The organism is Streptomyces siamensis (genome assembly GCF_039543605.1).
Classification (GTDB): domain Bacteria; phylum Actinomycetota; class Actinomycetes; order Streptomycetales; family Streptomycetaceae; genus Streptomyces; species Streptomyces siamensis.
Map to the genome: position 1 here is coordinate 86,580 of NZ_BAABKB010000043.1, position 25,847 is coordinate 112,426.

At 71.8% G+C, this 25,847-nt stretch carries 21 protein-coding genes; 3 read left to right on the forward strand and 18 right to left on the reverse strand.

The genetic code is table 11. The features are described from left to right. Positions 1-37: 37 nt before the first annotated feature. Positions 38-1,081 carry a sugar-binding transcriptional regulator gene (locus tag ABEB03_RS39530; protein ID WP_345657808.1) on the reverse strand — a complete coding sequence of 348 codons (1,044 nt, stop codon included), beginning with the start codon at positions 1,079-1,081 and terminating at the stop codon, positions 38-40. Between the two features lie 78 nt (positions 1,082-1,159). Next, positions 1,160-1,846 carry a ribulose-phosphate 3-epimerase gene (gene rpe / locus ABEB03_RS39535; RefSeq protein WP_095933016.1) on the reverse strand — a complete coding sequence of 229 codons (687 nt, stop codon included), beginning with the start codon at positions 1,844-1,846 and terminating at the stop codon, positions 1,160-1,162. 133 nt (positions 1,847-1,979) lie between these two features. On the opposite strand from rpe, the gene ABEB03_RS39540 reads away from it, so the two are divergent. After that, positions 1,980-4,151, forward strand: a complete 2,172-nt coding sequence (locus tag ABEB03_RS39540; RefSeq protein ID WP_345657809.1) for an MMPL family transporter — start codon at positions 1,980-1,982, stop codon at positions 4,149-4,151. Between the two features lie 288 nt (positions 4,152-4,439). On the opposite strand, the gene ABEB03_RS39545 is transcribed toward ABEB03_RS39540, so the two are convergent. Beyond that, the gene (locus ABEB03_RS39545) at positions 4,440-5,873 is read right to left on the reverse strand and encodes an RsmB/NOP family class I SAM-dependent RNA methyltransferase (protein WP_345657810.1); all 1,434 of its coding nucleotides are present in this window, start codon (positions 5,871-5,873) and stop codon (positions 4,440-4,442) included. A gap of 121 nt (positions 5,874-5,994) precedes the next feature. Then, positions 5,995-6,927: a methionyl-tRNA formyltransferase gene (gene fmt, locus ABEB03_RS39550; protein ID WP_345657811.1), complete on the reverse strand. Its 933-nt coding sequence runs from the start codon at positions 6,925-6,927 to the stop codon at positions 5,995-5,997. 337 nt (positions 6,928-7,264) lie between these two features. Between fmt and ABEB03_RS39555 the strand changes: the two genes are divergently transcribed. Then, the gene (locus ABEB03_RS39555) at positions 7,265-7,804 is read left to right on the forward strand and encodes a hypothetical protein (protein WP_345657813.1); all 540 of its coding nucleotides are present in this window, start codon (positions 7,265-7,267) and stop codon (positions 7,802-7,804) included. A gap of 392 nt (positions 7,805-8,196) precedes the next feature. On the opposite strand, the gene ABEB03_RS39560 is transcribed toward ABEB03_RS39555, so the two are convergent. The 14 genes from ABEB03_RS39560 to pyrR all read right to left on the reverse strand — a co-directional run bounded on the left by ABEB03_RS39560 (position 8,197) and on the right by pyrR (position 24,959). Continuing rightward, positions 8,197-10,344: a primosomal protein N' gene (locus ABEB03_RS39560; RefSeq protein ID WP_345657815.1), complete on the reverse strand. Its 2,148-nt coding sequence runs from the start codon at positions 10,342-10,344 to the stop codon at positions 8,197-8,199. Between the two features lie 205 nt (positions 10,345-10,549). Continuing rightward, positions 10,550-11,758 carry a methionine adenosyltransferase gene (gene metK, locus ABEB03_RS39565; RefSeq protein ID WP_095933021.1) on the reverse strand — a complete coding sequence of 403 codons (1,209 nt, stop codon included), beginning with the start codon at positions 11,756-11,758 and terminating at the stop codon, positions 10,550-10,552. 240 nt (positions 11,759-11,998) lie between these two features. Further along, entirely contained in the window at positions 11,999-13,201 is a 1,203-nt protein-coding gene (coaBC, locus tag ABEB03_RS39570; RefSeq protein ID WP_345657816.1) for a bifunctional phosphopantothenoylcysteine decarboxylase/phosphopantothenate--cysteine ligase CoaBC, read from the reverse strand. A gap of 125 nt (positions 13,202-13,326) precedes the next feature. Further along, the gene (gene rpoZ, locus ABEB03_RS39575; protein ID WP_028803682.1) at positions 13,327-13,596 is read right to left on the reverse strand and encodes a DNA-directed RNA polymerase subunit omega; all 270 of its coding nucleotides are present in this window, start codon (positions 13,594-13,596) and stop codon (positions 13,327-13,329) included. A gap of 37 nt (positions 13,597-13,633) precedes the next feature. Further along, entirely contained in the window at positions 13,634-14,191 is a 558-nt protein-coding gene (gene gmk, locus ABEB03_RS39580) for a guanylate kinase (RefSeq protein ID WP_028803683.1), read from the reverse strand. A 37-nt stretch (positions 14,192-14,228) separates the two neighbouring features. Continuing rightward, a complete protein-coding gene (locus ABEB03_RS39585; protein ID WP_016638838.1) occupies positions 14,229-14,552 on the reverse strand; it encodes an integration host factor in 324 nt (107 codons plus the stop codon). Between the two features lie 344 nt (positions 14,553-14,896). Then, positions 14,897-15,739 carry an orotidine-5'-phosphate decarboxylase gene (pyrF, locus tag ABEB03_RS39590; RefSeq protein ID WP_095933023.1) on the reverse strand — a complete coding sequence of 281 codons (843 nt, stop codon included), beginning with the start codon at positions 15,737-15,739 and terminating at the stop codon, positions 14,897-14,899. Beyond that, complete coding sequence (locus ABEB03_RS39595; protein ID WP_345657817.1) at positions 15,736-16,842, reverse strand: quinone-dependent dihydroorotate dehydrogenase; 1,107 nt, start codon at positions 16,840-16,842, stop codon at positions 15,736-15,738. Before ABEB03_RS39595 ends, pyrF begins: the two co-directional genes overlap by 4 nt. Before the next feature lie 105 nt (positions 16,843-16,947). Beyond that, a complete protein-coding gene (gene carB, locus ABEB03_RS39600; protein ID WP_345657818.1) occupies positions 16,948-20,256 on the reverse strand; it encodes a carbamoyl-phosphate synthase large subunit in 3,309 nt (1,102 codons plus the stop codon). Continuing rightward, complete coding sequence (gene carA / locus ABEB03_RS39605; RefSeq protein ID WP_095933026.1) at positions 20,249-21,391, reverse strand: glutamine-hydrolyzing carbamoyl-phosphate synthase small subunit; 1,143 nt, start codon at positions 21,389-21,391, stop codon at positions 20,249-20,251. The genes carB and carA overlap by 8 nt, the downstream gene beginning before the upstream one ends. Continuing rightward, positions 21,388-22,005, reverse strand: a complete 618-nt coding sequence (locus ABEB03_RS39610) for a PH-like domain-containing protein (RefSeq protein WP_345657819.1) — start codon at positions 22,003-22,005, stop codon at positions 21,388-21,390. Before ABEB03_RS39610 ends, carA begins: the two co-directional genes overlap by 4 nt. Continuing rightward, a complete protein-coding gene (locus ABEB03_RS39615; RefSeq protein WP_345657820.1) occupies positions 22,002-23,288 on the reverse strand; it encodes a dihydroorotase in 1,287 nt (428 codons plus the stop codon). The genes ABEB03_RS39610 and ABEB03_RS39615 overlap by 4 nt, the downstream gene beginning before the upstream one ends. Before the next feature lie 5 nt (positions 23,289-23,293). Then, the gene (locus tag ABEB03_RS39620) at positions 23,294-24,274 is read right to left on the reverse strand and encodes an aspartate carbamoyltransferase catalytic subunit (RefSeq protein ID WP_345657821.1); all 981 of its coding nucleotides are present in this window, start codon (positions 24,272-24,274) and stop codon (positions 23,294-23,296) included. 94 nt (positions 24,275-24,368) lie between these two features. Further along, positions 24,369-24,959 carry a bifunctional pyr operon transcriptional regulator/uracil phosphoribosyltransferase PyrR gene (gene pyrR, locus ABEB03_RS39625; RefSeq protein WP_345657822.1) on the reverse strand — a complete coding sequence of 197 codons (591 nt, stop codon included), beginning with the start codon at positions 24,957-24,959 and terminating at the stop codon, positions 24,369-24,371. A 253-nt stretch (positions 24,960-25,212) separates the two neighbouring features. On the opposite strand from pyrR, the gene bldD reads away from it, so the two are divergent. Then, positions 25,213-25,713, forward strand: a complete 501-nt coding sequence (gene bldD / locus ABEB03_RS39630; RefSeq protein WP_028803692.1) for a transcriptional regulator BldD — start codon at positions 25,213-25,215, stop codon at positions 25,711-25,713. Positions 25,714-25,847 lie beyond the last annotated feature (134 nt).

A 25,847-nucleotide genomic window follows, 5' to 3' on the forward strand; every position in this document is an offset into this window, starting at 1 on the left:
GCCGATGCTGCCACGGCCACCCCGGGCGGGCGCGCTGTCAGGGACCGTCCGGGTCCGCCCGGTTGAGCGCGGGGCGCGGCGTCGGCCCGGCCGTCATCAGATAGTCCGCCGCGGAGGTGTCCGTCACCAGGCTGGTGACCAGCCCGGAGCGCAGCACCGCGTCGATCGCGGCGGCCTTGCGCTGCCCGCCCGCGATGGCGACGACCTCGGGGATGCGCCGCAGCCGGTCGGCCTCGACCGTGATGCAGCGCTCGCCCAGGTCGCGCCCGACCCGGCGCCCCTCCGCGTCGAAGAGGTGCGCGGACATCTCGGCGGCGACGCCGAGGGACGCGTAGTGCGCGCGCTCCTCGTCACTGAGCATGTCGTGCACCGTGGAGATGCCGGGCTCCCAGGAACCGATGGAGACGCACGCCACCGTGACCTTGTCGAAGTACTCGAAGGCGCGGGCGATGCCCGTCTGGTGGCGCAGCGCGGCCGCGGTGGCCGCGTCGGGCAGCAGCATCGGCGCGTAGATGGGGTGCGCGTCGCCGCCCGAGACCTGGGCCGCGCGGCGCACGGCCTCCACCGAACCGCGCTCGGCGGTCCCGGCGTCGTACACGCCCGTCAGCTGCACCACGGTGCACGGCGGCAGCCGGTCGAGCGCGGCCGCCATGTGGATGGTGGAGCGGCCCCAGGCCAGACCCAGCACATCGCCCTCGTTGACCAGCTCGCCGAGCAGGTCGGCGGCGACCTCGCCGAGGTTCTCGGGGTCGGGCGACTCCTCGGCCTCGGCCGGGGACTCGACGACGACGGCGTGCCGCAGCCCGTAGCGGGCGCGCAGCGCGTCGGAGCGCTCCGCGTCCAGCTCTGCGGGCACACGGATCTCGATCCTCACGAGATCCCGTTCGAGAGCGGTCTCCAGGACCCGGGCCACCTTGAAGCGGCTGACGCCGAACTCCTCCGCGATCTGGATCTTGGATTTGCCCTCGAGGTAGAAGCGGCGAGCCATGGCCGCCGCCTGCACCAGCTCAGCGGGTCCCATCCGCATGGCTGACCGGCCCGCCGACATACCCGACACGGCGATCTCCTCACTGCTGTTCACATTCTGGATTCGCCGTTCATCCTTGCAGATCCGGCGTACTTGATCAGCCCGGATGGGCGCCGTTCACGTTCCCTTGGCTCAGTGGTCGCACGCCCATGCCGCCTGGGCCGTGGCGTCCCGGGCCTGGGTGCGCAATGCACGTACCGCCTGCGCCGGGTCCGCCGCCCCGTACACCGCCGAGCCCGCGACGAACACGTCGGCCCCCGCCTCGGCGCACCGCTCGATCGTGGAGGCCGACACGCCGCCGTCCACCTGGAGCCACAGTTCGAGGCCGTGCTTGCTGATCAGCTCACGGGTGCGACGGATCTTCGGGAGCATGATGTCGAGGAAGGCCTGGCCGCCGAAGCCCGGCTCGACCGTCATGATCAGCAGCATGTCCAGCTCGGGCAGCAGATCCTCGTACGGCTCGATGGGGGTCGCCGGCTTCAGCGCCATCGAGGCGCGGGCGCCCTTGGCGCGGATCTCCCGGGCCAGCCGCACCGGGGCCGCGGCGGCCTCGGCGTGGAAGGTGACGGAACCCGCCCCCGCTTCGACGTACTGCGGTGCCCACCGATCTGCGTCCTCGATCATCAGATGACAGTCCAGGGGCGTGTCCGTCGCACGGGCCAGGGACTCTACGACCGGCACACCGAGCGTGAGATTCGGTACGAAATGGTTGTCCATGACGTCGACATGGAGCCAGTCCGCCCCTTCCACCGCTTTTGCCTCCTCGGCAAGACGGGCGAAGTCGGCGGACAGGATGCTGGGGTTGATCTGCACGGCCATGCCCCAAGCCTGCCATGCCCCGGGCCGGTTGCTCTCCCCGGTCCGTACCTGGACCCTCAGGCGGATGTTGCGGGGCCCTCCGTCATGCCATGCTGGCCGCCGACCGGATCCAGAAAGGGCTACGGGGGTGGCCATGACGGACGGACAGGGGCGCCATGTGCGCCAGGGACTCATCGGCTTCGTGTGCGGTCGCCGCAGCAAGTGGCTGATCGTCGGACTGTGGCTCGTGGTGCTCGTGGTCGCGGCACCGCTCGCCTCGAAGCTCACCGACGCGCAGGACAACGACGCGGCCTCCTGGCTGCCCGGCTCCGCCGAGTCCACCCAAGTCCTCGACGCCTCCAACCGGTTCAGGCCCGAACAGATCCCCGCGGTCGTCGTCTACGCCCGCGACGGCGGGCTCACCGACCGGGACCGGCAGCGGATCACCGAGGACGCCCGGGAGATCAAGGCGCTCACCGCCCACGGCGTACGCGGCGCCGAGACCCGCGGTCCCGTCTACGACACGCCGACCGCACCCGAGGCCGCCCAGATCTTCGTCCCGATCACGATGGACGAGAAGGGCTGGGAGGAGATCGCTCCCGCGGTCGACTCGCTGCGCGACCGGGTCGGCCGGAGCGGCGCCGGGCTCAGCGTGCACATCACGGGCCCGGGAGGCACCTCCGCCGACTTCTCCAAGGCCTTCGAGGGCATCGACTCGACGCTGCTGTTCTCCGCGATGGCCGTCGTGATCGTGATGCTGCTGCTCACCTACCGCAGCCCGACCCTGATCTTCGTACCGCTGATCGGTGTGGTCGCGGCGCTCTTCGCGGCCCAGGCGCTGATCTACCTCCTCGCGAAACACGCGGGACTGACCGTCAACGGCCAGAGCGCGGGCATCCTCACCGTCCTCGTCTTCGGCGCGGGCACCGACTACGCACTGCTGCTGGTCGCCCGCTACCGCGAGGAACTCCGCCGCCACGAGGACCGGCACGAGGCGATGGCGCTCGCCCTGCACCGCGCGGGCCCCGCCGTGCTCGCCTCCGGCGCCACGGTCGTCCTCAGCATGCTCGTGCTCCTGGCCGCCGAGATGAACTCGACGCGCGGCCTCGGTCCGGTGGCCGCGATCGGCGTGGCGATCGCCCTGCTCGCCATGCTGACCCTCTTCCCGGCCCTGCTGCTCGTCTTCGGCCGCTGGATCTTCTGGCCGGCGATCCCGCACCTCGGCTCGGCCGACCCGACCGCGAGCGGCGTGTGGGCCCGCATGGGCGGGCGCATCGCCCGCGCTCCGCGCGTGGTGTGGGTCGCCACCGCGCTCGCCCTCGCCGTCCTCTCGCTCGGTCTGCTCCAGCTCCGCGCCGGTGGGATCGGCAACGCGGACGCGTTCACCGGCAAACCGGACTCGATCACCGGCCAGGAGGTCTCCGCGCGGTACTTCCCGGCCGGCAGCGGCGACCCCCTGGTCGTCATCGCCGACCAGGCACGGGCGGACCAGGTGCGCGCCGCGGTGGCCGGCACCAAGGGCGTGGTGCCGGACAGCATCGCCGTGCCGGAGGGCACGAAACCCTCGTACGACGGCAAGGTGTTGTTCGAGGCGACGATGACCGACCCGGCCGACGGCGACGCCGCGAAACGGACCGTCGAGCGGGTGCGCGACGCGGTGCACGCGGTGCCCGGTGCCCACGCCGAGGTCGGCGGCGGCACCGCGTCCCTCCTCGACATGGACGAGGCGACCACCCACGACAACATGCTGGTCATCCCGGCGGTCCTGGTGGTCGTGTTGCTGATCCTCGGGGTCCTGCTGCGCGCTCTGGTGGCTCCGCTGCTGCTGATCGGCACCGTCGTGCTGTCCTTCGCGGCGGCACTCGGCGCGAGCGCGCTGTTCTTCCGGCACGTCTTCGACTACGCGGGCGAGCAGACCGACTTCCCGCTCTTCGTCTTCGTGTTCCTGGTGGCCCTGGGCATCGACTACAACATCTTCCTGACCACCCGGATCCGCGAAGAGGCCGCCCGCGAGGGCACCCGCACGGGTGTGGTGACGGGCCTGGCCGCGACCGGCGCCGTCATCACGTCCGCCGGCCTCGTCCTGGCCGGCACGTTCGCCGCCCTCGGCACCCTGCCGATGGTCGCCTTCGCGGAGATCGGCTTCGCGGTGGCGCTGGGTGTTCTGCTGGACACCTTCGTCGTGCGCTCGGTCCTGGTGACGTCCCTGTTCCTGGACGCGGGAGAGAAGGTGTGGTGGCCGCACCGCCCCGCCCACGAGGAGGGTTCCGCGCGTAGGGAACCGGACTCCCCCGCGGCCCCGGAGCCGGCGGCACGGCAGGAGTAGGCCGCGCGGCGGCGTCCCGAGGGGCCGGCGTCCGGCCCGCCCGGGCGCCGTGGCGACCATGGCCGGGTCCCCGCCGGGCAGGGATCCGACGTCACCGTCAGGCGCACCGTCAGACGGTGAACCGCCCGCACCGTCCCGCGCTGGAGCGGAGCCACCGTCCCGCACTGGAGCGGAGCCACCGGCCATCGCTGGATCGGAGCCACCGTCCGTCGCAGGACCGGATCCACCGTCCGGCGGTGAACCGGAGCCACCGTCCGGCGGTGAACCGGCGTCAGCGTCCGCCGGCGTTCACCCGGTCCGGCGGATCAGAGCGAGGTACATCGCGTCCGTGCCGTGCAGATGCGGCCACAGCTGAACGTCGGGGCCGTCGCCCAGGGCCGGTACGCCCGGCAGGAACGGGCGGGCGTCGAGCAGTTCGGCGGAGCCGGCGTCGTAGTGCTTGAGCACGTCGTCGACGACCGCGCGGGTCTCGGCGAGGTGCGGCGAGCACGTCGCGTACCCGACGACACCGCCGACCCGCACCGAGTCGAGCGCCGTCCGCAGCAGCCCACGCTGGAGGGGGGCGAAACCGTCGAGGTCGTCGGGGCGACGCCGCCAGCGGGCCTCGGGACGGCGGCGCAGCGCGCCCAGACCGGTGCACGGGACGTCCATGAGTACACGGTCGAAGGTACCGGGCCGCCACGGCGGCCGGGTGCCGTCGGCGGCGATGACCTGGTAGGGCCCGGGGTTTCCCGCGAGGGCCTTCGCCACCAGACCCGCGCGGTGCGGCTGCTTCTCGGAGGCCAGCAGCACCGCGCCGCGTTCGGCGGCGAGCCCGGCCAGCAGGGCGGCCTTGCCACCGGGGCCGGCGCAGCCGTCCAGCCAGGTCCGGTCGGGTCCGTCCAGCGGCGCGTTCGCGAGGGCGAGCGCGACCAGCTGGCTGCCCTCGTCCTGGACGCCCGCGCGCCCCTCCCGCACGGCGTCGATGGCGCCCGGCTCGCCGCCCTCGGTGAGCCGCACCGCGTACGGCGACCAGCGGCCGGGGAGCGCGGACTCCTCGCCGAGCGCGTCGAGCAGTTCGTCGGCGCCGAGACGGCCGGGGCGGGCGACGAGCGTCACCTCGGGCCGTTCGTTGTCCGCTTCGAGCAGGTCCTCGATTCCGGCACGGCCGCCGCCGAGCGAGTCCCACAGCGCGGAGACGACCCAGCGCGGGTGGGAGTGCACGACGGCGAGATGGTCCTCGGGGTCCTCGTCGTAGGGCGGTGCGACCTGCTCCAACCAGCCGTCCAGATCCCGCTGCGCGACCTTGCGCAGCACGGCGTTCACGAACTTGGCACGCCCGTCGCCGAGCACGACCCGGGCCAGTTCGACGGCGGAGGAGACGGCGGCGTGCGTCGGGATCCGCGTCCCGAGCAGCTGGTGCACGCCCAGGCTGAGCACGTCGAGCACGGGAGGGTCGACCTCACGCAACGGCCGGTCGACGCAGGCCGCGATGACGGCGTCGTAGGTGCCCTGCCTGCGCAGCGTTCCGTAGACCAGCTCGGTGGCCAGTGCAGCGTCCCGCCCGTCGAAGTCGCCCTTCTCGCGGGCCTTGCGCAGCAGCGGCGGCAGGACGAGGTTCGCGTACGCGTCACGCTCGTCCACGGCCCGCAGCGCTTCGAAGGCGAGCATGCGGACCGGGTCCTTCTGGGGACGGCGGTAGGGCTTGCCGGGCTTGCGCGGCCGACGGGACTGCTCACTCACGAAAAAGGTGCTCCGGATCCTGGATGGTTCGACCCGTCCAGCCTACGTCCGTACGGGCACGGCCGACCCCGCGGGCCGGGTGCGCCCGCCTGCGCGCACCCGGTCCGCGGGGACGTCGTCGTCAGACGCCGAGCCGCTCCCCGGAGGGGATGCGCACGCCGCGCGCCCAGTCCGCTGCGCGCATCGGCTTCTTGCCCTGGGCCTGGACCCAGAGCAGCTCCACGGCGTACGAACCCGTCCCCGCGTACACGTTGTTCTTGCCGACGGCCAGCTCGCCCGGGGCGAGGTCGCTGTGGTCCGGGAGCGGGGCGACCTGGATGAGCTTGAGCCGCTCGCCGCGGAAGACGGTCCACGCGCCCGGCGCGGGGGTGCAGCCCCGCACCAGCCGGTCGACGCGGAGCGCCGGGGCGGACCAGTCGACGTGGGCGAGCTCGACGGTGATCTTCGGCGCCGTGGTGACGCCGTCGGCGGGCTGCGGCACGGCCTTGAGGGTGCCGTCCTCGATGCCGTCCATCGTCGCGGAGAGCAGCCCCGCCCCGGCGAAGGCGAGCCGCGTGAGCAGGTCCCCGCTGGTGTCCGTGTGCCGGATCTCCTCGGTGACGGTGCCGTACACCGGGCCCGAGTCGAGGCCCTCCTCGATCAGGAAGGTGGAGGCGCCGGTGATCTCGTCACCCGCCATGATCGCGTGCTGCACGGGAGCCGCGCCGCGCCAGGCGGGCAGCAGTGAGAAGTGCAGGTTGACCCAGCCGTGCGCGGGGACGTCCAGCGCGACCCGGGGCAGCAGCGCGCCGTAGGCGACGACGGGGCAGCAGTCCGGAGCGATCTCCCGCAGCCGGGCCAGGAAGTCCTCGTCACGCGGCTTGGCCGGCTTCAGTACCTCGATCCCGGCCTCCTCCGCGCGCTGGGCGACCGGGCTGGCGACGAGCCGGCGGCCCCGTCCGGCCGGGGCGTCGGGCCGTGTGACGACGGCGGCCACCTCGTGGCGCCCGGAGGCGATCAGGGCGTCCAGGGCGGGAACGGCGACCTCGGGGGTACCTGCGAAGACGAGCTTCATGGGTGGCGGCTGGCCTCTCGGGCGGGAGTTCGTATCGGCTCGCGCGACGGCCGGCGAACCGGGTCGTGCGGGGCAACGCACCAGTCTATGCGGCACGGGGGCCCGCGGCTCGGGAGTATCCGCGCGGGGCGCGTACGCCCCCAGGAGGAGAGCCGGACGGCGTGCCGCCCCATCCGCCTCCTGGGGGCGTACGCGTCAAGACGCGCCCCGTGCATATGCCCTTACGCGCCCGCAGCGTGACCACTCACCCGGAAACGCGTTGGTCAAGAAAGAGTTGACCACAAGGGCCGCATTCGCGGCCCGATCCTTTTCAACGCCGGTTTCGAGAGGCTTGTTCATGGCCGACCACGCAACCCACGACGCCCAGGCTCGGGCCAGCCTGCACTTGCTGGTGCGGGACATCGAGCGGGTCCGCCGGCAGGTGGACGCACTGCGCACGCTCACCGCCCAGTTGGGCAACGTCTACCGCCCGCGCCGCTCCGGCCCCTCCACGGGCTTCGTCGTCTACGGGCGCGCCCCCGCCCCGACCGTCCGTCTCGCGCAGGAGCTGCGGGACAGCGTCGAGACCCTGGTCACGGCCGCCGTGGACTTCGACCGCTCACTCGGTTTCTCGTGGGACGCGGTCGGCTCGGCCCTCGGGGTCACCAAGCAGGCCGTGCACCGCCGTTACGGCGCCCGCCGCGCCGCCGCCCAGGCCGCCGCGGAGGCGGAGCGCGCCACGGAGACGGCGGGCACCCGGGCGGTGGCCGTCAACACCGGCATCCCCACGGTGCCGACGGTCCCCGCGGCCCGCTCCATGCCGACCCAGCCGACGGGGAGTCCCACCCTCCGCGAAGAGGTCAGGCCCACGGCGTTCCCGGGCCCGCGCAACGGCTGATCCGCCCGTCTCTGCCTCCCGGTGTCCACAGCCGACCCGGGAGGCAGACGCATGCCCGCGCCCGCGCCGAGGCCTGCCGGGCCCCCGCCCGTAGTCGGCTCGCCGTACGCGAGCGGGGCTGCGGACCCTTCGGCCACACACCTGAAATCGGCCTGCGGCGGCAACCGATGCCCGCCTCGTGCCGAGCGGAACGCTCGTTGCGAGCGCCCGTGCCATGCCGAGCGGAACGCTCGTTGCCGGCACCCCCCACCGACCCGGACGACCGACACGAGCACCCCCCACCGACCCGGACGACCGACACGAGCACCCCCCCACTGGCCCGGACGACCGACACGAGCCCCCACCGGCCCGGACGGCCGCGGCGACCACCGACGCATCGCGCCGAGCGGCACTCACCCGATGTCGAGCGGATCGATGCGGATCCGTATCGGCTCGCTCCCGCCGCGCGCCAACCGCGCCGCCTGCGCGGTCTTCAGCGCGGCCGCGAGCGCGGCTCCGCTCCCCGGTGGTACCCGCACGAGGGCCCGCTCCCAGTGCTCCCCGGGTGGCGGCCCGCCGGCCCGCCGAGGCCGCCCCGCCTCCGTACCGGGCACCGGGACGGGACCCAACACCTGGGAATCATGGGGCAGTCGGGCGGCCGCGAGGAACTCCGCCAGCGCCTGTGGCGCACCGGACACCGCGGCCATCCGCGACACCGGCGGGAAACCCAGCTCGGCCCGCTCGGCGAGCTCCCGCACGGCGTGCCCGACAGGATCCCAGCGGACCAGTGCCTGCACCGGACGCAACGTCGGTTCGGCGACGACCACCACGGTCCCGCCGGCGCCCTGTGGACGGACGAGCGCCGCCGCTGCCAGCCAGCGCCGCAACGCGTCCTCCCCGGCCCGCAGATCGGGCCGCCCGAGCATGGCCCAGCCGTCCAGGAGCAGCGCGGCCGCGTACCCGCCCTCGGCGACCGGTTCGGCGCCCGGAGTGCTCACGACCAGGGCGGGCGCCTCGGAGACGGTGTCCAGCACCTGCTCCCGCCCGGACGTACGGACCGGGACGGCCGGGAAGGCCCGCCCCAGCTCCTCGGCGGTGCGCCGCGCCCCCACGACCTGTGCCCGCAGCCGGAAGCCGCCGCATTCGGGACAGTGCCAGGCGGGCTCGCCGCGCCCGCACCACTCGCACCGCAGTTCACCCGCGTCCTGCGCCTGGAGCGGTCCCGCGCAGTGGCGGCAGCGCGCGGGGGCCCGGCACTGCGCGCACGCCATCCGGGGTACGTAGCCGCGGCGCGGCACCTGCACCAGCACGGGGCCGTGCCGCAGGCCCTCCCTGACGGTCTGCCAGGCGAGTGTGGGCAGCCGGGCCGCGCGGGCCGCCTCGTCCCGCGCGAGGTCCCCGTCGCCGACGGTCCGCACGAGGGGGGCCGCCGCACGGACCTGATCGCGGTCCGCGACCAGCGGCAGTGCCCATCCGCTCTCGACGAGCTGCGCGGCCTCCACCGTGCAGCTCCAGCCGCCCAGCAGGAAGCCGCACCGGTCGCGCGAGGCCCGCAGCTCCAGCACCTCCCGGACATGCGGGAAGGGGGCGTTGTCGTCGCTGTGTCCGGCGTCGCCGTCGTCCCAGACGACGACGAGCCCCAGGTTCCGCACGGGCGCGAACATGGCGGCGCGGGTGCCGACGACGGCCCGCACGGCCCCGCGCCGTACGGCGAGCCATTCGCGGTAGCGCCGCTCCTGCCCGGCGTCGGCCGTCAGCACGGCGTGCTGCCCCTCCCCCAGCAGTGCCGTCAGGGCGGCGTCGACGCGGGCTGCGGGCCGGCCCGCCGGTACGACGACCAGTGCCCCGCGCCCGGAGGCCAGCGTCGCCTGCACGGCCCGGGCGATCTCCTCGGCCCACTGGGGCCCGGGCAGCGCGGTCCACACGGCCCGTGGTGCACCGCCGGAGGCGAGCGAGGCGAGGAAGTCCGCCCCCCGGCCGTACCGCTGCCAGGTGCCCGGGGCGGGGGCCGGGGGCGGAGGCGGCGCGGGGGTGGACTCCCGGGCCTCGGCCCGCGCGTGCCGGGGCGGGACGGCGAGTTGCAGCACATCGGCGAGGGAGCCGGCGTAGCGGTCGGCGACGGCCCGGGCGAGGCCCAGCAGTTCGGGGTCCAGGACGGGTTCGGGCGACACGACCTGCGCGAGCGCGGCCAGCGGCCCGCTGTAGTCGGACTCGGCGATCCGCTCGACGACGAACCCGTCGATGAGTCCGCCGCCCTCACGGCGCCCGTCGCGCACATTGCGACCGCCGGCGCCGAACCTGACCCGGACCCGCACGCCCGGCTGCGCGGCCTCGTCGAGCTCCTCGGGCACCGCGTAGTCGAAGTACCGGTCGAGATGCAGCACGCCCTTGTCGACCAGCACCCGCGCCACCGGCAGCTCCTTGGCCAGCGCAGCCCCCCGCCAGGTACGGGGCTTGGCCTTCGGCGCCTTGGCCTTGCGCACGGCCTCCCGGATCAGCGCGAGCTGCTCGGGCGGCGCACTCTCCGCGCCGCCTTCCCCCTGACCGTTCTCGCTGCTCACAGCAGCATTCCTACCAGACCCCACTGACACGGGACGGTCGTCCCGGCCCCCACCGGTGCGGGCCGGGCGTCCCGCACTTGACCGGCACGGGGGCCGGGCGTCCGAGCCCCGCGGCCCGGGCCGTCCGGTGACCGTCCCCCTCACACACACCGAGGCCCGGCTCCCCCGAAGGGCAGCCGGGCCTCGTGACAGTACCGGTCGGGCCTTACAGACCCGCGGCCCGGCGCAGCGCGTCCACGCGGTCCGTGCGCTCCCAGGTGAAGTCGGGGAGCTCGCGCCCGAAGTGGCCGTACGCGGCCGTCTGCGAGTAGATCGGGCGCAGCAGGTCGAGGTCGCGGATGATGGCCGCCGGGCGGAGGTCGAAGACCTCGCTGATGGCGGTCTCGATCTTCTCGGCCTCGACCTTGGCGGTGCCGAAGGTCTCGACGAAGAGGCCGACGGGCTCGGCCTTGCCGATGGCGTAGGCGACCTGGACCTCGCAGCGGGAGGCGAGGCCCGCGGCGACGACGTTCTTCGCGACCCAGCGCATGGCGTAGGCGGCGGAGCGGTCGACCTTGGACGGGTCCTTGCCGGAGAAGGCGCCGCCGCCGTGGCGGGCCATGCCGCCGTACGTGTCGATGATGATCTTGCGGCCGGTGAGGCCGGCGTCACCCATCGGGCCGCCGATCTCGAAGCGGCCGGTCGGGTTGACCAGCAGGCGGTAGCCCTCGGTCTCCAGCTTGATGCCGTCGTCCAGCAGCGCCTTCAGCTCCGGCTCGACCACGAACTCGCGGATGTCGGGAGCCAGGAGCGAGTCCAGGTCGATGTCGCTCGCGTGCTGCGAGGAGACGACGACCGTGTCCAGGCGGACCGCCTTGTCGCCGTCGTACTCGATGGTGACCTGGGTCTTGCCGTCGGGGCGGAGGTAGGGGATGGTGCCGTTCTTGCGGACCTCGGACAGGCGCCGCGAGAGCCGGTGCGCCAGGTGGATCGGCAGCGGCATCAGGTTCGGCGTCTCGTCGGTCGCGTAACCGAACATCAGGCCCTGGTCGCCGGCGCCCTGCTTGTCCAGCTCGTCCTCGTCGCCCTCGACCCGGGACTCGTACGCCGTGTCGACACCCTGCGCGATGTCCGGGGACTGCGAGCCGATCGACACCGAGACGCCGCAGGAGGCTCCGTCGAAGCCCTTCTTGGACGAGTCGTAGCCGATCTCGAGGATCTTGTCGCGCACCAGCTGCGCGATCGGCGCGTACGCCTTGGTCGTGACCTCGCCGGCCACGTGCACCAGGCCGGTCGTGATCAGCGTCTCCACGGCGACGCGGGACGTGGGGTCCTCGCGCAGGAGCGCATCGAGAATGGTGTCGCTGATCTGGTCAGCGATCTTGTCGGGGTGACCTTCGGTCACGGACTCCGAGGTGAACAGGCGACGGGACACAACGCTCCCTGTGGTTGCAGCGGCTGCTGGCTGATCATTGGTGGACGGGACGGGGGCTGCGCCCGGCGTCGTCCGAGAACAGTTTATCTGTCGTGCCCACCGGCAGGTCCCCCTGTCTCGCTTGTCGGAAGCGCTGTGACCTGCGGCACGGGCATTCTGCGCCATGGCGATTCGCCTCCGCCAGGGCCACCGCACCTGTTTTTGCGCGCCGGGAGGCATCTGCCGGGACGGGTGAGAAAGCTACTCCAATCGGCGCGTCACGAGGTCCCACACGGTATCGGCCAGCGCTTCCTTGGGCCCGTGGGCCACCGGGATCTCGCTGCCGTCGGCTCCGAGCACGACGGCCTCGTTCTCCTCGGAGCCGAAGGTCTTGCGCTCGCCCACCTCGTTCACCACGAGGAAGTCGCAGCCCTTGCGCTCCAGCTTCTTCCGGCCGTTCGCGAGGACGTCGTCCGTCTCGGCGGCGAAGCCGACCACGACCTGGCCGGGGCGCGCCCGCGTGGCCGAGATCTCCGCGAGGATGTCGGGGTTGCGGACCAGGGCGACGGGCTCGGGCTCCTGGCCGTCCTCCTTCTTGATCTTCCCCGCCGCGTACGCGGCGGGGCGGAAGTCGGCGACCGCCGCCGCCATCACGACGACATCGGCGTCCGGGGCCGCCTTCAGCACCGCCTCGCGCAGCTGTACGGCGGTGCCGACCTGGACGACGTCCACGCCCGCGGGGTCCGGCATGCCGGTGTTCGCGGCGATCAGGGTGACCCGGGCTCCGCGCGCGGCGGCGGTGCGGGCGAGGGCGTACCCCTGCTTGCCGGAGGAGCGGTTGCCGAGGAAGCGGACCGGGTCGAGGGGTTCGCGGGTGCCGCCCGCGCTGACGACGACATGCCGTCCGGCGAGGTCGGGCTCGGTCACGCCGCGGGCCAGCACCCGGCGGCAGACCTCGAAGATCTCCGCGGGCTCGGGCAGTCGCCCCTTGCCGGTGTCGACGCCGGTCAGCCGCCCGACCGCGGGTTCGATGACGACGGCGCCGCGGCGGCGGAGCGTCGCCACGTTCTCCTGGGTGGCGGGGTGTTCCCACATCTCCGTGTGCATGGCGGGCGCGAAGACGACCGGGCAGCGTGCGGTGAGCAGGGTGTTGGTCAGGAGGTCGTCGGCCAGGCCGTGGGCGGCCTTGGCGAGCGTGTCGGCCGTCGCGGGGGCCACCACGACGAGGTCGGCCTGCTGTCCGATGCGGACGTGCGGGACCTCGTGGACGTCCGACCAGACCTCGGTGGACACGGGGTGGCCGGAGAGGGCGGACCAGGTGGCGGCGCCGACGAAGTGCAGCGCGGACGCGGTGGGCACGACGCGTACGTCATGACCGGACTCCGTCAGCCGTCGCAGCAGCTCACACGCCTTGTAGGCGGCGATGCCGCCGCTGACCCCCAGAACGACCTTCGGCTTGTCCACCGGGCCTCCCCACACTCGACTGCGTACAACCCCATGACACACCACAGGCCCGACAGTCGCGCTGCCGGGCCTGTGGAAAAGACTTCTGCGGTCTGCAGATGCCACTTACGGTGTGAGATTGCCGACTACGCCGGGCCCTCGATGGCCTCGGAGGTCAGCAGACCCGCGTTGATCTCGCGCAGGGAGATCGAGAGCGGCTTCTCGTGGACGTGGGTGTCGACGAGCGGACCGACGTACTCGAGGAGACCCTCGCCGAGCTGCGAGTAGTACGCGTTGATCTGGCGGGCACGCTTGGCCGCGTAGATCACGAGGCTGTACTTCGAGTCGGTGGCCTCAAGGAGCTCGTCGATCGGAGGGTTGATGATGCCCTCGGGCGCGGTGATGGAAGAGGACACGCTCTGCCTTCCGAAAGGTGGGATTGATCAGTGAAGATCACACAACGTCCATCAAGGCTAGCAGCTCGCGCGCCACGTCCTCGACGGAGGTGTTGACCAGGGTGACATCGAACTCCGGCTCGGCCGCCAGCTCGATCTTGGCCGCTTCCAGGCGGCGCTCGATCACCTCGGGCGGTTCCGTGCCCCGCCCGGTGAGCCTGCGCACCAGCTCCTCCCAGGAGGGCGGAGCCAGGAACACGAGCAGAGCCTCCGGCATGGACTCGCGAACCTGACGTGCGCCCTGGAGGTCGATCTCCAGGAGGACCGGCACACCGGCCTCCAGGTGCTCCAGGACGGCCGCGCGGGGCGTCCCGTAGCGATTGCCGGCGAATTCGGCCCACTCCAGCAGCTCACCGTTGGCGATGAGCTTGTCCATCTCCTCGTCGGAGACGAAGAAGTAGTGGACTCCGTGCTTCTCACCGGGGCGCGGCTTGCGTGTCGTCGCCGACACGGAGAGCCAGACCTCGGGGTGTTCCTTGCGCATATGGGCGACGACCGTGCTCTTGCCGACCCCGGAGGGGCCGGAGAGCACGGTCAGCCGCGGACGTTCACTCATGCAGCGATTATTCCAGCAATCCCGGAGTGCCCAGGACTCAGGCGCCGGAGCCGCCGAACTCGCGCTCCAGGGAGGCGATCTGGTTCGAGCCGAGGCCACGCACGCGGCGGCTCTCGGAGATCCCGAGTCGCTCCATGATCTGCTTGGCGCGGACCTTGCCCACGCCCGGCAGGGACTCAAGAAGGGCGGAGACCTTCATCTTGCCGATGACGTCGTTCTCCTGGCCCTGCTTGATGACCTCGTGAAGGGAGGCGCCGGAGTGCTTGAGTCGATTCTTGACCTCGGCCCGCTCCCGGCGAGCCGCGGCGGCCTTTTCGAGCGCGGCTGCGCGCTGTTCAGGGGTAAGGGGCGGAAGAGCCACGCCTACGTCACCTCGGATGTCGAACTGTCGGATACGGACCGGTGAGGAACCTAGTCGCCCCACACCTGGGGAGCTACGAGCAACACGCTCCCCCACTGCCTTGAAGCGTGGGAGGTGCCCCCACTCGACGGAGACTAGCGGGCAAGCGCGCCAGAGTCAGCGAGAACAGCGGAAAAGTCCTGGTCAGCCTCCCTGGAGCCAGACATTTCCGACATACTGCCCCGGATTTGAGAATGTATTCAGACTCAAGGCGCTCCGCGGACACTCATCGGAGGACTGCGGATCGACGGTCGAAGTGCTCGCCGGACCGTCCCGGCGGTCCGGCGAGCGGCGGGCGAAGGCCCTCAGGCGGCCTCGACGGCGGCCCTGATCTCCTCCGCGAAACGCTCCGCGGCCTCCCGCAGCGCGACGACGTCGGGACCGTGACGCAGAACACCCCGGCTCACGTTCGGGACGACGTTGCGCACGGCCGCTCCGAAGACACCCGCCAGATCGCCCGCCGTCGCCCCCTGGGCGCCGATCCCGGGCGCGAGGAGGGGGCCGTTGATGTCGAGGTCGTAGGAGGACAGATCACCGAGCGTGGCACCGACCACGGCGCCGAAGGAGCCGAGCGGCGACTCCCCCGCGTTCTCGGCGGCCAGGTGCCCGAGCACGGTCGCCCCGACGTTCCGGCCGTCGGCACGGACGGCGTGCTGGACCTCACCGCCCTCCGGGTTGGACGTCAGCGCGAGCACGAAGAGTCCGGCGCCGCTCTCGCGGGCCAGTTCCACGGCGGGCTTCAGCGAGCCGTAGCCGAGGTACGGCGAGACGGTCAGCGCGTCCGAGAAGAGCGGCGCGTCCTTGCGCAGGAAGGTCTCCGCGTACGCGGCCATGGTCGAGCCGATGTCGCCGCGCTTGGCGTCCATGACCACCAGGGCACCGGCCGCGCGGGCCTCCTCGACCGACTTCTCCAGCACCGCGATCCCGCGTGAGCCGAAGCGCTCGAAGAACGCGCTCTGCGGCTTGAGGACCGCCACCCGGTCGGCCAGCGCCTCCACGACGGTGCGGCTGAAGCGCTCCAGGCCCGCGATGTCGTCGCCGAGGCCCCAGTCGGTGAGCAGGGACGCGTGCGGGTCGATGCCCACGCACAGGGGCCCGCGCTCGTCCATCGCGCGGCGCAGTCGTGCGCCGAAGGGTTCCAGGCTCATGCGGACTTCCTCACGTCGGCGCCGACCGCGTCGGCGAGGGTGGCGTACGGGCTCGTACGGAGGCGCGCGGCGAGCCCCTTGTGGATGGCGCGGCCCCAGAAGGGACCCTCGTAGATGAAGGCGCTGTAGCCCTGGACCAGCGTGGCGCCGGCCAGGATGCGCTGCCAGGCGTCCTCGGCGTTCTCGATGCCGCCGACGCCCACCAGGGTGATCCGGTCGCCCACGCGCGCGTAGAGGCGGCGCAGGACCTCCAGGGAGCGCGCCTTCAGGGGCGCGCCGGAGAGGCCGCCGGTCTCCTTGACCAGGGAGGCTTCGGACCTCAGGCCGAGGCCCTCGCGCGCGATGGTGGTGTTGGTCGCGATGATGCCGTCGAGTCCGAGCTCCACGGCGAGGTCGGCGACCGCGTCGACGTCCTCGTCGGCGAGGTCGGGAGCGATCTTGACCAGGAGCGGCACGCGGCGGCCGGTGACCGAGCGGTCGGCGGCCTCGCGCACGGCGCTCAGCAGCGGGCGCAGCGCCTCGGTCGCCTGGAGGTTGCGCAGACCGGGTGTGTTCGGGGAGCTGACGTTGACGACGAGGTAGTCGGCGTGCCGGGCAAGTCGCTCGGTCGACTTCACGTAGTCGCCGACGGCCTCCTCCTCGGGGACGACCTTGGTCTTGCCGATGTTGACGCCGACGACCGTCCTGAAGACGGGCGTGCGGGCGGCCAGGCGCTCGGAGACGGCCGCGGAGCCCTCGTTGTTGAACCCCATGCGGTTGATCAGTGCCCGGTCCTCGACGAGGCGGAACAGCCGCTTCTTGGGGTTGCCGGGCTGCGGCTCCCCCGTCACGGTGCCGATCTCGATGTGGTCGAAGCCCAGCATCGACATGCCGTCGATGGCGACGGCGTTCTTGTCAAAGCCGGCCGCCAGCCCGAAGGGGCCGTGCATGCGCAGGCCGAACGCCTCCGTGCGCAGTTCCTCGTGGCGGGGCGCCAGCGCCGCAGCGACGAACGTCCGCAGCACGGGGACGCGGGCGGCCAGACGGATCCAGCGGAAGGCGAGGTGGTGGGCCTGCTCGGGGTCCATCCGTTTGAAAACCAGGCGGAAGAAAAGCTTGTACATCTCTGTGTCCTCGTCAGACGTGTCCTCGTGAGACCCGTGGACCGGTACCTCCTGAGGAGCCTCATGAAGAGGGGGACACCGTTTCCGGTGTCCCCCTCGGGGCTGCTAGTCGCGGGCCGCGATCAGATGCTCGGCGTGTTCCTGGAGCGAGCGCACGCCCACGTCGCCGTGGTTGAGCGCGTCGATCCCCTGGACGGCGGCGGCGAGCGCCTGGACCGTGGTGAGGCAGGGCACGGAGCGGGCCACCGCGGCCGTACGGATGTCGTAGCCGTCGAGGCGGCCGCCGGTGCCGTACGGCGTGTTGACGATGAGGTCGACCTGGCCGTCGTGGATCAGCTGGACGATGGTCTTCTCGCCGTTCGGGCCCTCGCCCTCGCTCTGCTTGCGCACGATCGTGGCGTTGATGCCGTTGCGCTTGAGGACCTCGGCGGTGCCGGACGTCGCGAGCAGCTCGAAGCCGTGGGCGACGAGCTCACGCGCCGGGAAGATCATCGAGCGCTTGTCGCGGTTGGCGACCGAGATGAAGGCGCGGCCCTTGGTCGGCAGCGGACCGTACGCGCCCGCCTGCGACTTGGCGTAGGCCGTGCCGAACACCGAGTCGATGCCCATGACCTCACCGGTGGAGCGCATCTCCGGGCCGAGCACCGTGTCGACGCCGCGCCCGTGGATGTCGCGGAAGCGCGACCACGGCATGACGGCCTCCTTGACGGAGATCGGCGCGTCGAGCGGCAGGGTGCCGCCGTCGCCGTTCGCGGGCAGCAGGCCCTCGGCCCGCAACTCGGCGACGGTCGCGCCGAGCGAGATGCGGGCGGCGGCCTTCGCCAGCGGCACCGCGGTCGCCTTCGACGTGAAGGGGACGGTACGCGAGGCGCGCGGGTTGGCCTCGAGGACGTAGAGGATGTCGCCGGCCATCGCGAACTGGATGTTGATCAGACCGCGGACGCCGACGCCCTTCGCGATGGCCTCCGTGGAGGCCCGCAAGCGCTTGATGTCGAAGCCGCCGAGCGTGATCGGGGGCAGGGCGCACGCCGAGTCGCCGGAGTGGATGCCGGCCTCCTCGATGTGCTCCATGACGCCGCCGAGGTAGAGCTCCTCGCCGTCGTAGAGCGCGTCGACGTCGATCTCGATCGCGTCGTCGAGGAAGCGGTCGACCAGGACCGGCCGGGAGGGGCTGATCTCGGTGGACTCGGCGATGTAGGACGACAGCCGGGTCTCGTCGTAGACGATCTCCATGCCGCGCCCGCCGAGGACGTACGAGGGGCGCACCAGGACCGGGTAGCCGATCTCGTCGGCGATGGCCTTGGCCTCGGCGAAGGTGGTGGCCGTGCCGTGCTTGGGGGCCGGCAGGCCCGCCTCGGCGAGGACGCGGCCGAAGGCGCCGCGGTCCTCGGCGGCGTGGATCGCCTCGGGGGACGTGCCGACGACCGGCACGCCGTTGTCCTTGAGCGCCTGCGACAGGCCCAGCGGGGTCTGGCCGCCGAGCTGCACGACCACACCCGCGATCGGGCCGGCCAGCGACTCCGCGTGGACGATCTCCAGGACGTCCTCGAGGGTCAGCGGCTCGAAGTACAGACGGTCGGAGGTGTCGTAGTCGGTCGACACGGTCTCCGGGTTGCAGTTGACCATCACGGTCTCGTAGCCGGCGTCGCTGAGCGCGAAGGAGGCGTGGACGCAGGAGTAGTCGAACTCGATGCCCTGGCCGATGCGGTTCGGGCCGGAGCCCAGGATGATCACCGCGGGCTTCTCGCGCGGGGCGACCTCCGTCTCCTCGTCGTAGGAGGAGTAGAAGTACGGCGTCTTCGCGGCGAACTCGGCGGCGCAGGTGTCCACCGTCTTGTACACCGGGCGCACGCCGAGCGCGTGCCGCACCTCACGGACGACGTCCTCGCGCAGCCCGCGGATCTCGGCGATCTGGGCGTCGGAGAAGCCGTGCCGCTTGGCCTCGGCGAGCAGCTCCGGGTCCAGCTTCTCGGCGGCGGCCAGCTCGTCCGCGAGCTCCTTGATCAGGAAGAGCTGGTCGACGAACCAGGGGTCGATCTTCGTCGCCTCGAAGACCTCCTCGGGCGTGGCGCCCGCGCGGACGGCCTGCATGACGGAGTTGATGCGCCCGTCGGTGGGCCGGACGGCCTCGCGCAGCAGCTCGGCCTTGTCGCCGGGCTCACCGACGAAGGTGAACTGGCTGCCCTTCTTCTCCAGGGAGCGCAGCGCCTTCTGGAGCGCCTCGGTGAAGTTGCGGCCGATCGCCATGGCCTCGCCGACCGACTTCATGGTCGTGGTCAGCGTGGAGTCGGCGGAGGGGAACTTCTCGAAGGCGAAACGCGGGGCCTTCACGACGACGTAGTCGAGGGTCGGCTCGAAGGACGCCGGGGTCTTCTCGGTGATGTCGTTCGGGATCTCGTCGAGCGTGTAGCCGACGGCGAGCTTGGCCGCGATCTTGGCGATCGGGAAGCCGGTCGCCTTGGAGGCCAGCGCCGAGGAGCGCGAGACGCGCGGGTTCATCTCGATGACGATGATGCGGCCGTCGTCGGGGTTGACCGCGAACTGGATGTTGCAGCCGCCGGTGTCGACGCCGACCTCGCGGATGATCGCGATGCCGATGTCGCGCAGCCGCTGGTACTCGCGGTCGGTCAGCGTCATCGCCGGCGCGACGGTGATGGAGTCGCCGGTGTGCACGCCCATCGGGTCGAAGTTCTCGATGGAGCAGACGACCACGACGTTGTCGTTCTTGTCGCGCATCAGCTCCAGCTCGTACTCCTTCCAGCCGAGGATGGACTCCTCCAGGAGCACCTCGGTGGTCGGGGAGAGCGTGAGGCCCTGGCCGGCGATGCGGCGCAGTTCCTCCTCGTCGTGGGCGAAGCCGGAGCCGGCGCCGCCCATGGTGAAGGAGGGGCGGACGACGACGGGGTACCCGCCGAGCGTCTCGACGCCCGCCAGGACGTCGTCCATGGAGTGGCAGATGACGGACCGGGCGGACTCGCCGTGGCCGATCTTCTCGCGCACGGCCTCCACGACGCCCTTGAAGAGGTCGCGGTCCTCGCCCTTGTTGATCGCCTCGACGTTGGCGCCGATGAGCTCGACGCCGTACTTCGCGAGCACACCCTGCTCGTGCATCGAGATCGCGGTGTTGAGCGCCGTCTGACCACCGAGGGTGGGCAGCAGCGCGTCGGGGCGCTCCTTGGCGATGATCTTCTCGACGAACTCCGGGGTGATCGGCTCGACGTAGGTGGCGTCGGCGATCTCCGGGTCGGTCATGATCGTCGCCGGGTTGGAGTTCACGAGGATGACCCGCAGGCCCTCGGACTTCAGGACCCGGCAGGCCTGGGTGCCGGAGTAGTCGAACTCGGCGGCCTGGCCGATGACGATCGGGCCGGAGCCGATGACCAGGACGGACTGGATATCGGTGCGCTTAGGCACGCTGGCCCTCCATCAGGGATACGAAGCGGTCGAACAGGTAGGCGGCGTCGTGCGGGCCGGCTGCCGCTTCGGGGTGGTACTGGACGCTGAAGGCCGGCTGGTCGAGCAGCTGGAGGCCCTCCACCACGTTGTCGTTGAGGCAGACGTGGGAGACCTCGGCGCGGCCGTAGGGGGTGTCGGACACCTTGTCGAGCGGGGCGTCGACGGCGAAGCCGTGGTTGTGCGCGGTGACCTCGACCTTGCCGGTCGTGCGGTCCTGCACCGGCTGGTTGATGCCGCGGTGGCCGTACTTCAGCTTGTAGGTGCCGAAGCCGAGCGCACGGCCCAGGATCTGGTTGCCGAAGCAGATGCCGAAGAGCGGGGTCCTGCGCTCCAGCACCGCCTGCATGACCGCGACCGGGCCGTCGGCGGTGGCCGGGTCGCCCGGACCGTTGGAGAAGAACACGCCGTCGGGGTTCACGGCGAAGACGTCCTCGGCCGTGGCGGTCGCGGGCAGGACGTGCACCTCGATGCCGCGCTCGGCCATCCGCTGCGGGGTCATGCCCTTGATGCCCAGGTCGACCGCGGCGACGGTGAACTTCTTCTCGCCGATCGCGGGGACGACGTACGTCTCCTTGGTGGCGACCTCGGCGGAGAGGTTCGCGCCCTTCATCTCGGGCGCCTGGCGCACCTCGGCGAGCATGGTGCCCTCGTCGGGCAGGGCGTTGCCGGAGAAGATGCCGACGCGCATGGCGCCGCGCTCGCGCAGGTGGCGGGTGAGGGCGCGGGTGTCGATCCCGCTGATGCCGACGACGCCCTGGTGGCGCAGCTCCTCGTCCAGCGAGCGCTTGGCCCGCCAGTTGGAGGGCACGCGCGCGGGGTCGCGTACGACATAGCCGGAGACCCAGATGCGCTGCGACTCGGGGTCCTCGTCGTTGACGCCGGTGTTGCCGACGTGCGGGGCGGTCATCACCACGACCTGGCGGTGGTACGACGGGTCGGTGAGGGTCTCCTGGTAGCCGGTCATGCCGGTGGAGAACACCGCTTCGCCGAAGGTCTCCCCCACGGCCCCGTAGGCACGGCCGCGGAAGATCCGGCCGTCCTCCAGGACGAGTACCGCGGGAACCTTCGAGGCTCCCCTTGTGGAGGTCGTCATCGTGCGCCTTCCGTTTCCGTCTTGTTGATCATGGAGTTGATTGCGTCGACCCAGTCGCCGTGCTCGGCCGAGCGGTCCGAACGGATGCCGGAGTCGATCAGCCTCTCGCCGTGCGCCCAGGTGACGACCAGCAGCCCGCCCTCGGTGAGGACCTTGCCCGCGATGCCCTTGTCGAGCCGGGCCTCGCGCAGCGCGGCGGCCGGGACGAAGAAGTCGGTGGCGCCGGGGCGCACGACGTCCAGTCCCTCGTCCGTCAGGGTGAGCTCGACCCGGCTGCGGGTGCCCAGGCCGTGCGCCACGATCCGGTCGAGCCACTGCCCGGCGGTGGTGGATCCGTGGTAGCGGCCGCTCATGCTCAGTCTGGCCGGGCCGGGGTGTTCCGGCACTCCAGGCGCCTGCGGCTGACCGGCCGCGTCGAGGGTGCCGGCCGACGGACGGGTGGGCAGCTCGGGCAGGTCTCCCTGGAGGGTGCCGCGCCACTTCCAGCCCTCGCGCATCAGCCAGTAGACGAGTGCGACGAACAGGGCGAGGCCCACGAGCCAGCCGATCCGGGCGGCCCAGTCGGTCACTTCCGCCGACTTCTGTTCGGCGGCCATCGAGATGAGAGGTGTCACGCGAGCTTCCCGTCGACGAGGGTGGCCTTGCCCCGCAGCCAGGTGTGCGTGACCCGGCCCGGCAGCTCGCGGCCCTCGTAGGGGGTGTTGCGGCTGCGCGAGGCGAAGCCCGCGGGGTCCACGGCCCCACGGTATGCCGTGTCCACCAGCGTGAGGTTCGCGGGCTCACCAGCCGAGACGGGACGTCCGTGACCGGCGGCCCGGCCGATCAGCGCGGGCTTGACGGACATGCGGTCGGCGACACCGGCCCAGTCGAGCAGCCCGGTCTCCACCATCGTCTGCTGGACGACGGACAGGGCGGTCTCCAGGCCGACCATGCCCATCGCCGCCGCGGCCCACTCGCAGTCCTTGTCCTCGTGCGGGTGCGGCGCGTGGTCGGTGGCGACGATGTCGATCGTGCCGTCGGCGAGGGCCTCGCGCAGGGCCATGACGTCGCGCTCGGTGCGCAGCGGCGGGTTGACCTTGTAGACCGGGTTGTAGGTGCGCACCAGCTCGTCGGTGAGCAGGAGGTGGTGCGGGGTCACCTCGGCGGTGACGTCGATGCCGCGGGACTTGGCCCAGCGGACGATCTCGACGGACCCGGCGGTCGAGAGGTGGCAGATGTGGACGCGCGAGCCGACGTGCTCGGCGAGCAGGACGTCCCGGGCGATGATCGACTCCTCGGCCACCGCCGGCCACCCGCCGAGGCCCAGCTCGGCCGAGACGACGCCCTCGTTCATCTGGGCGCCCTCGGTGAGGCGGGGCTCCTGGGCGTGCTGGGCGACGACGCCGCCGAATGCCTTCACGTACTCCAGCGCGCGGCGCATGATCACCGCGTCGTCCACGCACTTGCCGTCGTCGGAGAACACGGTCACGCCGGCCGCGGACTCGTGCATGGCGCCCAGCTCGGCGAGCTTCTTGCCCTCCAGGCCGACGGTGACGGCGCCGATGGGCTGCACGTCGCAGTAGCCGTGCTCCTGCCCGAGCCGGTAGACCTGCTCGACGACGCCGGCGGTGTCGGCGACGGGGAAGGTGTTGGCCATGGCGAAGACGGCGGTGTAGCCACCACAGGCCGCGGCGCGGGTTCCGGTGAGCACGGTCTCGGAGTCCTCGCGGCCCGGCTCGCGCAGGTGGGTGTGCAGGTCGACGAGTCCCGGAAGGAGCACCTTGCCGTCGGCCTCGACGACCTCGGCGCCGTCGGCGGACAGCCCGGTGCCCACGGCCTCGACGACCTCGCCGTCGATCAGCACGTCCTGCGGCTCGCCGCCGAGCACCTTCGCACCACGGATCAGGATCTTGCTCATCTGTCTTACTTCTCCTCGAGGGTGCGGGCGTGGGTGACGGCGGGCTCGTTGCCGCCGAGCAGCAGGTACAGGACGGCCATCCGGATGGAGACGCCGTTGGCGACCTGCTCGACGACGGTGCAGCGGTCGGAGTCGGCGACCTCGGCGGTGATCTCCATACCGCGGACCATCGGGCCGGGGTGCATCACGATGGCGTGCTCGGGCATCCGCGCCATGCGGTCGCCGTCGAGGCCGTAGCGCCGCGAGTACTCGCGCTCGGTCGGGAAGAACGCCGCGTTCATCCGCTCGCGCTGGACGCGCAGCATCATCACGGCGTCGGACTTGGACAGGGTGCTGTCGAGGTCGTACGAGATCTCGCACGGCCAGGACCCGACGCCGACGGGCACCAGGGTCGGCGGGGCGACGAGGGTGACCTCGGCGCCGAGGGTGTGCAGCAGGTCGACGTTGGAGCGGGCGACGCGGCTGTGCAGGACGTCGCCGACGATCGTGATGCGCTTGCCGGACAGGTCCTGGCCGATGCCGGCGTCACGGCCGACGAGGCGGCGCCGCATGGTGAAGGCGTCGAGCAGGGCCTGCGTGGGGTGCTGGTGGGTGCCGTCGCCGGCGTTGATGACGGCGGCGTCGATCCAGCCGGAGGTGGCCAGCCGGTAGGGGGCTCCGGAGGCGCCGTGCCGGATGACGACGGCGTCGACGCCCATGGCTTCGAGGGTCTGGGCGGTGTCCTTGAGGGACTCGCCCTTGGAGACGCTCGACCCCTTGGCGGTGAAGTTGATGACGTCCGCCGAGAGGCGCTTCTCGGCGGCCTCGAAGGAGATCCGGGTCCGGGTCGAGTCCTCGAAGAAGAGGTTCACGACGGTGCGGCCGCGCAGGGTCGGCAGCTTCTTGATCGGCCGGTCGGCGACCCGGGCCATCTCCTCGGCGGTGTCGAGGATCAGGACGGCGTCGTCGCGGGTGAGGTCGGCGGCCGAGATGAGATGACGCTGCATCTGTCAGGCTCCGTAAGGCAGTTCAGGAGGATTCGGGCATGCGGGGGCGCGCAGGGCACTCGTGGGGCGTACGGCGGTGCCGTACGGCGGAGTGCTACTGCCGCTCGCCCGGGGCGGTCCGCTTGGCGCCGAGCAGCACGGTGTCGCGACCGTCCTCCTCGGCGAGCTGGACCTTGACCGCCTCCCGCAACGACGTGGGGAGGTTCTTGCCGACGTAGTCGGCGCGGATGGGCAGTTCGCGGTGGCCGCGGTCGACGAGGACGGCGAGCTGCACGGCGCGCGGACGGCCGATGTCGTTCAACGCGTCGAGCGCGGCGCGGATGGTGCGGCCGGAGAAGAGCACGTCGTCGACGAGGACGACCAGGCGGCCGTCGATGCCGTCACCGGGGATCTCGGTGCGGGCCAGCGCGCGCGGCGGGTGCATGCGCAGGTCGTCGCGGTACATGGTGATGTCGAGGGAGCCGACCGGGATCTTTCGGCCGGTGATCTCTTCGAGCTTGGCCGCGAGCCTGCGGGCCAGGAAGACGCCTCGGGTCGGAATGCCGAGGAGCACCACGTCGTCGGCGCCCTTGGCGCGCTCGACGATCTCGTGGGCGATGCGGGTCAGCACCCGCGCGATGTCGGGGCCCTCGAGAACGGGCCGGGCATCGGACTCGTGCTGCTGCTTGTCCTGCTCTGTGTCCATACGAAACGGACCTCCTTCTCCGCCTCACGGGACGGATCATTAAAGGACGTCGGAATTGCGCCATCGACCTTACCAGCCCGGCAACGCCCCTGATCACATCCCTTTGAGCCACCGCGCGTGACTCCCACGGAAGGGTCGGTGCGAACCGTTCGGCTTGACGGGGAAGAGTAACGCTGCGTAACCTCACAGTGAGTCACCAGAGTCACCAGCCGCGCGGCGGAGCCGCACGTTGATACAGCGTCCGGGGAGCTATATGTCCAGCGAATACGCCAAACAGCTCGGGGCCAAGCTCCGCGCCATCCGCACCCAGCAGGGCCTTTCCCTCCACGGCGTCGAGGAGAAGTCCCAGGGTCGTTGGAAGGCGGTCGTGGTCGGATCGTACGAGCGCGGAGACCGCGCGGTCACCGTGCAGCGCCTCGCGGAGCTGGCGGACTTCTACGGAGTGCCGGTGCAGGAGCTGCTGCCGGGCACCACGCCGGGCGGAGCCGCCGAGCCGCCGCCGAAGCTCGTCCTCGACCTGGAGCGTCTTGCCCACGTCCCGGCGGAGAAGGCAGGTCCTCTCCAGCGGTACGCGGCCACGATCCAGTCGCAGCGCGGTGACTACAACGGCAAGGTGCTGTCGATCCGCCAGGACGACCTGCGCACCCTCGCGGTCATCTACGACCAGTCGCCCTCGGTCCTCACCGAGCAGCTGATCAGCTGGGGTGTCCTCGACGCGGACGCGCGTCGCGCCGTCACCCACGAAGAGGCCTGAGCCCTTCGCACCACTCAGCAGAAACGTGCCGCCGGGGTGGCCGGAACCATGGTGTTCCGGCCACCCCGGCGGCTTTCTGAGCGCCTCAGGAGCCTCCCGGGCACGGATACGCCGAAGGGCCCGCAGCATGATCT

Coding starts and splice junctions, on each gene's coding strand:
- rpe (WP_095933016.1), bottom strand. CDS start 1,846: ATGGCCGTGCAGATCAACCCCAGCATCCTGTCCGCCGACTTCGCCCGT.
- ABEB03_RS39540 (WP_345657809.1), top strand. CDS start 1,980: ATGACGGACGGACAGGGGCGCCATGTGCGCCAGGGACTCATCGGCTTC.
- fmt (WP_345657811.1), bottom strand. CDS start 6,927: ATGAAGCTCGTCTTCGCAGGTACCCCCGAGGTCGCCGTTCCCGCCCTG.
- ABEB03_RS39555 (WP_345657813.1), top strand. CDS start 7,265: ATGGCCGACCACGCAACCCACGACGCCCAGGCTCGGGCCAGCCTGCAC.
- gmk (WP_028803683.1), bottom strand. CDS start 14,191: ATGAGTGAACGTCCGCGGCTGACCGTGCTCTCCGGCCCCTCCGGGGTC.
- pyrF (WP_095933023.1), bottom strand. CDS start 15,739: ATGAGCCTGGAACCCTTCGGCGCACGACTGCGCCGCGCGATGGACGAG.
- ABEB03_RS39595 (WP_345657817.1), bottom strand. CDS start 16,842: ATGTACAAGCTTTTCTTCCGCCTGGTTTTCAAACGGATGGACCCCGAG.
- carA (WP_095933026.1), bottom strand. CDS start 21,391: ATGACGACCTCCACAAGGGGAGCCTCGAAGGTTCCCGCGGTACTCGTC.
- ABEB03_RS39615 (WP_345657820.1), bottom strand. CDS start 23,288: ATGAGCAAGATCCTGATCCGTGGTGCGAAGGTGCTCGGCGGCGAGCCG.
- ABEB03_RS39620 (WP_345657821.1), bottom strand. CDS start 24,274: ATGCAGCGTCATCTCATCTCGGCCGCCGACCTCACCCGCGACGACGCC.
- pyrR (WP_345657822.1), bottom strand. CDS start 24,959: ATGGACACAGAGCAGGACAAGCAGCAGCACGAGTCCGATGCCCGGCCC.
- bldD (WP_028803692.1), top strand. CDS start 25,213: ATGTCCAGCGAATACGCCAAACAGCTCGGGGCCAAGCTCCGCGCCATC.